General features: G+C 45.0%; 8 protein-coding genes and 1 tRNA gene. 6 read left to right on the top strand and 3 right to left on the bottom strand.

Annotation, left to right across the window (positions count from 1 at the left end; translation table 11 throughout):
- The 3 genes from LI091_RS02550 to LI091_RS02540 all read left to right on the top strand — a co-directional run.
- A partial coding sequence (locus tag LI091_RS02550; protein WP_265190760.1) for a transposase occupies positions 1 to 123 on the top strand: 123 nt, incomplete at its 5' end.
- A complete protein-coding gene (locus LI091_RS02545; protein WP_147417231.1) occupies positions 123 to 416 on the top strand; it encodes a helix-turn-helix domain-containing protein in 294 nt (97 codons plus the stop codon). The genes LI091_RS02550 and LI091_RS02545, both read left to right, overlap by 1 nt.
- 100 nt (positions 417 to 516) lie before the next feature.
- Positions 517 to 1,539, top strand: a complete 1,023-nt coding sequence (locus tag LI091_RS02540) for a threonine aldolase family protein (RefSeq protein ID WP_021650582.1) — start codon at positions 517 to 519, stop codon at positions 1,537 to 1,539.
- Between the two features lie 90 nt (positions 1,540 to 1,629).
- On the opposite strand, the gene proC is transcribed toward LI091_RS02540, so the two are convergent.
- From proC to LI091_RS02525, 3 genes are all read right to left on the bottom strand, one after another.
- Positions 1,630 to 2,424 carry a pyrroline-5-carboxylate reductase gene (proC, locus tag LI091_RS02535; RefSeq protein WP_173776212.1) on the bottom strand — a complete coding sequence of 265 codons (795 nt, stop codon included), beginning with the start codon at positions 2,422 to 2,424 and terminating at the stop codon, positions 1,630 to 1,632.
- Between the two features lie 68 nt (positions 2,425 to 2,492).
- Positions 2,493 to 2,563 (bottom strand) — tRNA-Gly (locus LI091_RS02530).
- Between the two features lie 108 nt (positions 2,564 to 2,671).
- The gene (locus tag LI091_RS02525) at positions 2,672 to 3,154 is read right to left on the bottom strand and encodes a CYTH domain-containing protein (RefSeq protein WP_173746550.1); all 483 of its coding nucleotides are present in this window, start codon (positions 3,152 to 3,154) and stop codon (positions 2,672 to 2,674) included.
- A 182-nt stretch (positions 3,155 to 3,336) separates the two neighbouring features.
- Between LI091_RS02525 and LI091_RS02520 the strand changes: the two genes are divergently transcribed.
- The 3 genes from LI091_RS02520 to tig all read left to right on the top strand — a co-directional run bounded on the left by LI091_RS02520 (position 3,337) and on the right by tig (position 6,614).
- Complete coding sequence (locus tag LI091_RS02520; RefSeq protein ID WP_092068762.1) at positions 3,337 to 3,894, top strand: DJ-1 family glyoxalase III; 558 nt, start codon at positions 3,337 to 3,339, stop codon at positions 3,892 to 3,894.
- Positions 3,891 to 5,171, top strand: coding sequence for an InlB B-repeat-containing protein (locus LI091_RS02515; RefSeq protein WP_265190757.1), 1,281 nt, complete (start codon positions 3,891 to 3,893; stop codon positions 5,169 to 5,171). Before LI091_RS02520 ends, LI091_RS02515 begins: the two co-directional genes overlap by 4 nt.
- A gap of 156 nt (positions 5,172 to 5,327) precedes the next feature.
- On the top strand, positions 5,328 to 6,614 hold the full coding sequence (tig, locus tag LI091_RS02510) for a trigger factor (RefSeq protein ID WP_015527366.1): 1,287 nt from the start codon (positions 5,328 to 5,330) through the stop codon (positions 6,612 to 6,614).
- Positions 6,615 to 6,625: the final 11 nt, after the last annotated feature.

The raw sequence follows: 6,625 nt of genomic DNA, 5'->3' as shown, positions 1-6,625 counted from the left end.
ATGCCGACTCTCTGGACAAACAGCTATTTTGTATCGACGGTAGGCGGTGCTCCGCAGGAAACAGTAAAACAGTATATTGAAAACCAGAAAACATCGCAGAGACAAAAGGATAAGATGGGATAATGCAAAAAGGAATTAAATTTAGAATCTACCCGAACAGAGAACAGAAAAACTTCATCCATCAGACCCTGGGATGTTGCCGGTTCATCTACAACCGGGGACTTGCCATGCGTAAGGAAGGCTATGAAAATGGGGAAAAGATCGGCTATTCCCAGACTTCCGCCATGCTGACTGAACTGAAAAAGCAAGAGGAGTTTGCCTTTCTGAAAGCAGCAGATTCCATTGCATTACAGCAGTCTTTGCGGGATCTCGACCGGGGATTTGTGAATTTCTTTGAGAAACGGGCTTCCTATTGAAGGGGGCGATTTCCTGTAAATTCAAATCGTTTTCTACCTGTAAGATCATTCCGGGGAAGACGGTCAAATAAAATGAAAATACAGATGAGGAGAAAATAAAATGTTATTTTTTGTAAATGATTATTGCGAGGGAGCGCATCCGGCGATCCTCCAGAAGCTTCTGGAAACCAATATGGAGAAGCTTTCCGGCTATGGCACGGACAAATACTGTGATTCTGCCAAGGAGAAGATCCGTAAAGCCTGTGGCTGCCCGGATGCAGAGGTGTTTTTCCTGGTGGGAGGAACCCAGACCAATGCCACGGTCATAGGTTCTGTCCTGAACCGTTATGAAGGTGTTCTTGCGGCGCAGACCGGACACGTAAGCTGTCATGAGGCCGGAGCAATCGAGTATACAGGACATAAGGTACTGACACTTCCGGCAGAAAACGGAAAGATCAAAGCAGAAAGTATCACAGATTATGTGGAAACTTTTTATGGGGATGAAAGTCACGACCATATGGTATTTCCGGGAATGGTTTATATTTCTCATCCGACAGAGTACGGAACACTTTATACGAAGAAAGAGCTGGAGGAAATTTCCGAGGTATGCCATAAATACGAGCTTCCACTGTTTCTGGACGGAGCAAGACTTGGCTACGGTCTGGTAAGTCCGGAAGCAGATGTGACACTTGAGGATATCGCCAGATGTACAGATGTGTTCTACATCGGCGGAACCAAGGTAGGAGCACTCTGCGGTGAGGCAGTGGTCTTTACGAAAAAAGCTCCGAAGCACTTTATGACTATGGTGAAGCAGCAGGGAGCCCTTCTGGCAAAAGGCCGTCTTCTGGGAATCCAGTTTGACACACTGTTTACCGATGATCTGTATACAAGGATCAGCAAAAATGCTATTGAAACAGCTATGAAGCTGAAAAGAGCCCTTCAGGAAAAAGGATATCAGCTTTTCCTGGATTCTCCCACGAACCAGCAGTTTGTAGTTTTGGAAAATAAAAAGAAAGAAGAACTGGGCAAAGAAGTTCAGTTTGATTTCTGGGAAAAATATGATGAAGATCATACAGTGATCCGTTTTGCCACAAGCTGGGGAACAAAAATGGAAGATATTGACGCACTGATCGAGTTGCTGTAGGGCTGTCGGCAGACGATAAAAGAGATGAGATGGAAAAACTCCGTGAGGTCCGGGTGAATGCAGACCTCACGGAGTTTTTGTTTTCGAAAATTATAACTTCTTACCCTTCTCAGCAGCTGCGGTAAGCGCTTCGAATACGGCACTGCGGAAGCCGCTCTTTTCCAGGGTGCGGACACCTTCAATGGTAGTTCCTGCCGGTGAGCAGACCATGTCTTTCAGGTCTCCCGGGTGTCTGCCGGTTTCCAGAACCATTTTTGCGCTGCCGAGAACAGTCTGGGAAGCAAATTTATAAGCCTGTTTACGAGGCATTCCCTGGCTGACAGCGGCATCTGCCATGGCTTCGATAAACATAAACACATAAGCAGGTGAACAGCCGCCTACAGCGCCTGCGGCGTCCATCAGACGCTCCGGTATCACTTCGGTACAGCCAAAGCTGTCTGTGATCTTAAGGATTTCTGCCAGTTCGTCTTCCGAAACCCGGTCATTGGTACATACAGCAGTCATTCCGGCCCCAACCTGTGCAGGAGTATTAGGCATAAAACGGACAACTTTCAGAGGAAGACCGGCTTTTTCTTCCAGCCATGCAAGAGTCTTGCCGGGAGCGATTCCGATGATGGTGTGCTCTGTCGTGAGACTGTCGTGGACCTCTGTGAGAACTTCCTCATAAAACTGCGGCTTTACTGCAAGAACGACAGTTTTTGCAGATCTGACTATTTCATTGTTATCCAGAGTGGTGACAACACCAAGAGTTTTTTCACTGCGCGCTCTGCCTTCGTCTGTAAGGTTGGAAACAATGATCTCGTCCTTTGAAAAGATCCCCTGACGGAGAATACCGCCGATCATGGCAGAGGCCATATTTCCACATCCGATAAATCCAATCTTCATAAACAAAAATCCTCCTTGAAATTTATAAAAAAGGACACGCCTGACTGCGTGCCCTCTTTGGCAATGAAAGCAGATAACGGGAATCGAACCCGCCTCCTCAGCTTGGGAAGCTGATGTTCTACCGATGAACTATATCTGCCTGCATTACTAATTATAGCACCTGAAATAAGAAATACAAGTGCGATTTACGATACCAGTCAGTGATCGCTCTGCGTTACTGTTCATTGGTAATATTCCGCGAAGCGTGTTACTGAGAACGGAGTGAACAGTAATCACTCTGCCAGCCCTGGCTCATGGTACTGTTATGATATCTGGTGGAATAAGTTACATCTTCTCCGAACCAGTCCGGCGCAGTGTAGGCATTGGCGGCTTCCTCTGTAGGAAATTCCACCTCAGCCAGAAGAACTCCCTCGTATTCTCCGTGGAACACATCCAGTTCAATAAAAAGTCCGTCTTTTTCCGGGATCACATAGCGGTCCTTGGTAATGAGGATACCGTCTGCTTTAGGCTTCAGATGCTCATAGGCTTCAGCGGTGAGCGGAAGATTATATTCTTCACGGCTCATGAGACCCCTGGATTTGTAAGTAAGAAAATAGTCATCATCCTGCCGGCGGATGCGGACAACAGGGGAAGTGCAAAGATACCCCTGCTCGATCCTGTGGCAGGGATAGGAAGCCAGATCCTGCGGAAGGTCATCCTTCCGGATCAGAAATTTACGTTCGATCTCCATATAAAAAACCTCCGGGTTTGTGAAATGAAAAGATATTATGTTCAGTCTACAGGAAAAAAACAGGATTTGCAATGGCATATCTGTTGAAATTTCTTGACATTTTCAGATGAAAAAAGCATTATGGAAGGGAATGGGGAATACAGAAAATATTTATGGATTTTATAAAAGAAAGGATGAACAGGATCATGAGTAAAGTATATATTTTTTTCGCAGATGGTTTTGAAGATATTGAAGGACTGACCGTGGTAGATCTGATGAGAAGAGCCGGGATCGACATCCAGACAGTATCTATCAAAGAGACAAAAGAGATCAGAACCTCTCATGGGATCGATCTTCTTACAGACCGTACCTTTGGAGAATGTGATTTTTCCGATGCGGATATGCTTGTAATTCCGGGAGGAATGCCGGGAACAAAATATCTGGAGGAATATAAACCGCTGACTGAGCTTCTGACAGATTTCTATCAGAATGGTGGCAAGGTAGCAGCTATTTGTGCGGCACCAGGTATATTCGAGAGACTTGGATTCCTGAAAGGCAGAAATGCTACATCGTACCCATCTGTTATGGAACAGCTTAAAAGTGCCAGAACATCTCTGGAGCCTGTAGTGGTAGATGGAAATGTAACTACCAGCAGAGGCCTTGGAACAGCCATCGATTTCAGCCTTTCCCTGATCGGACAGCTGGAGGGAAGCGCAAAGGCAGAAGAGATCGCTGAATCGGTGGTGTATGTAAGAGCATGAAAAAAGAGATGAAACAGGTCCTGTGGATAGTGGCGCTTTTTGTTATACTGATGACAGCCACAGGAAATTTGGTGTCAGCTGCCGGCTTTGACTGGTCGGATGATACATTCGGGAATGCTTGCAAAAAAGTGTATTCCGTATCTTTCAGGTCAGGCGGAGGAGCCTCCTCTGCTATATATAAAAAATTGGAAAAGAAACAGAAATATGGTTCCATGATCACGATTCCCAAAGTGCCGCAGGTCCCAACAGGATATCAGGCAGAAGGATGGTCTCTGAAAAAAGGAGGAGCGGAGGCAGGATATAAGCCGGGAAAAAAATATTTTGTAAAAAGAAATGTAACGTTTTATGCAGTGATAAAAAAGAAGAACAATCCCAAACTGATCCTGCACAGGAATGACGGAGATATCTACAAGATCATCCAGGCTCCAAGCGGAAAACTGAAACTACCGGTGATGGCCAATGAAGAGAATTATACATTCCTTGGATGGTCTACCAGGGCAGGTCAGAAGACCGCACCAAGGTATGAAGCCGGACAGGTGATCACAGTCAGTGGGACCATGCATCTCTATGCGGTGAGATTCTGGCGGTATCAGGAACCGAATCTGGTCAGGAACAGCTTTCATTATCCTGAGAATTACGAAAGGATCATCTTTGTGGGAGATTCCAGGACATATGGTCTTCAGAAGGTATTGTACGAACAGTTTGGAAAGGAGTATGTGGACATCCATGTCAGCTTTGTATGCTGTTCTAATACGGAACTGGGCTGGCTGAAGTCAACGGGCGCACAGGCTCTTTTGAAAGAAATAGAAAAATATCGTAAAAATGAAAAATACGCAAAGATCGCAGTGGTGTTTAATCATGGTATCAATGATCTCAGAGATATTAACGGAAAACAGGATCTGAATGATAGACTCTCACAGTACGTGTCTTATATGAAAAAGCTGGGAACAAAGCTTTCCATGAAAAACTGCAGTCTGTATTATATGTCTGTGAATCCGATCAATGGAGGGGAAAAGGGAAGTACCAAGAATCGTAAATGTGAGGATGTCCGGACTTTTAACAGCGGTCTTGCCGGTGAGCTTGGAAGTCAGTACCACTATATTGATGTTTACAGTTATCTGATGCGGACCGGATATGGTACTGTATCCAATACGGGAGACGGTACAGACGATGGTGTTCATTATACGCCTAAAACTTATAAAAGGATTTTTACATTTTGTCTTAACAACATAAGAAAGACAGAAAATTACTTTAACATTGAGGACGTGGGCAGCTGAGAAATGCCCTGTGGGGGCATATGGAAAACTGAAAAAAATACTGGCGTTTTTACAGTGGTTATGCTATACTACAGAAATGACTGTAAATATATAATGCGAGTGTTAACTATTTTATATAAGGTATTTACTCGATATGATTAAGGAGGAACAAGAAACATGAGTTTACAGGTGGAGAAAATGGAGAAAAACATGGCGAAACTTACAATCGAGGTTTCCGCCGAGGATCTTGACAAAGCAATGCAGAATGCATATCAGAAAGCAAAAGGCAGAATTTCTATTCCGGGATTCCGTAAAGGAAAAGCTCCAAGAAAAATGATCGAGCAGATGTACGGAAAGGGAGTATTCCTTGAGGACGCTGCAAACGCTCTGATCCCTGAGCATTACAGCAAAGCACTTGCTGAGTGTGATCTTGAGATCGTTTCCCAGCCTAAGATCGATGTAACACAGGTTGAGCCTGGCAAACCATTTATCTTTACAGCAGAAGTAGCTACTAAACCAGAGGTAACTCTTGGTGACTATAAAGGACTTGAGGTTCCGAAGTCTGAGACAGAGGTAACAGACGAGGAAGTTGAGGCTGAGCTTAAGAAAGAGCAGGAGAAAAACTCCAGAACCATTACAGTTGAGGATCGTGCAGCACAGAACGGCGATACAGCAACTATCGATTTCGAGGGCTTCGTAGACGGTGAGGCATTCGAGGGCGGTAAAGGAACAGACTATCCGCTGACACTTGGTTCCAACACCTTCATCCCGGGATTCGAGGAGCAGCTTGTTGGTGCTAACACAGGTGATCACGTAGAAGTTAAGGTTACATTCCCGGAGGAGTATCAGGCAAAAGAGCTGGCTGGCAAAGAAGCTGTATTCCAGTGCGATGTTAAGAAGATCGAAGCAAAAGAGCTTCCGGAGCTTGACGATGACTTCGCTAAGGATGTATCTGAGTTTGATACACTTGCTGAGTACAAGGAAGACGTTAAGAAGAACCTGACAGAGAAGAAAGCAGAAGATGCACGTCGTGCAAAAGAAGATGCAGCAGTAGATAAAGTGATCGAGAATGCACAGATGGATATTCCGGAGGCAATGATCGAGACACAGACACGTCAGATGCTTGACGATTTTGCAAGAAGAATGCAGTCCCAGGGTCTTTCCATGGAGCAGTACTTCCAGTTCACAGGCCAGAGCGTTGACAAGATGATGGAAGACATGAAGCCACAGGCTCTTAAGAGAATCCAGACAAGACTTGTTCTTGAGAAGATCGCTGAGGTAGAGAACATCCAGCCAACAGAGGAAGAAGTTAACGAAGAGATCTCCAAGATGGCAGAGATGTACAAGATGGAAGCAGACAAATTAAAAGATCTCATCGGTGAGAACGAGATGGAGCAGATGAAGAAAGATATGGCTGTTCAGAAAGCTGTTACATTAGTTGCCGATGCAGCTGTAGAGGCGTAATAAACCTCGGA

The sequence above is a fragment of the Blautia sp. MSK20_18 genome, from assembly GCF_020553125.1.
In the GTDB taxonomy this organism is placed as follows: Bacteria; Bacillota; Clostridia; order Lachnospirales; family Lachnospiraceae; genus Blautia_A; species Blautia_A fusiformis.
The sequence above is the reverse complement of the archived record's forward strand: the minus strand, read 5'-3'. Positions and strand labels throughout refer to the sequence as shown.

Bases quoted from the DNA above. Each gene is read 5' to 3' on its own strand.
- LI091_RS02545 (WP_147417231.1), top strand. From the start codon at position 123: ATGCAAAAAGGAATTAAATTTAGAATCTACCCGAACAGAGAACAGAAA.
- LI091_RS02540 (WP_021650582.1), top strand. From the start codon at position 517: ATGTTATTTTTTGTAAATGATTATTGCGAGGGAGCGCATCCGGCGATC.
- proC (WP_173776212.1), bottom strand. From the start codon at position 2,424: ATGAAGATTGGATTTATCGGATGTGGAAATATGGCCTCTGCCATGATC.
- LI091_RS02525 (WP_173746550.1), bottom strand. From the start codon at position 3,154: ATGGAGATCGAACGTAAATTTCTGATCCGGAAGGATGACCTTCCGCAG.
- LI091_RS02515 (WP_265190757.1), top strand. From the start codon at position 3,891: ATGAAAAAAGAGATGAAACAGGTCCTGTGGATAGTGGCGCTTTTTGTT.
- tig (WP_015527366.1), top strand. From the start codon at position 5,328: ATGAGTTTACAGGTGGAGAAAATGGAGAAAAACATGGCGAAACTTACA.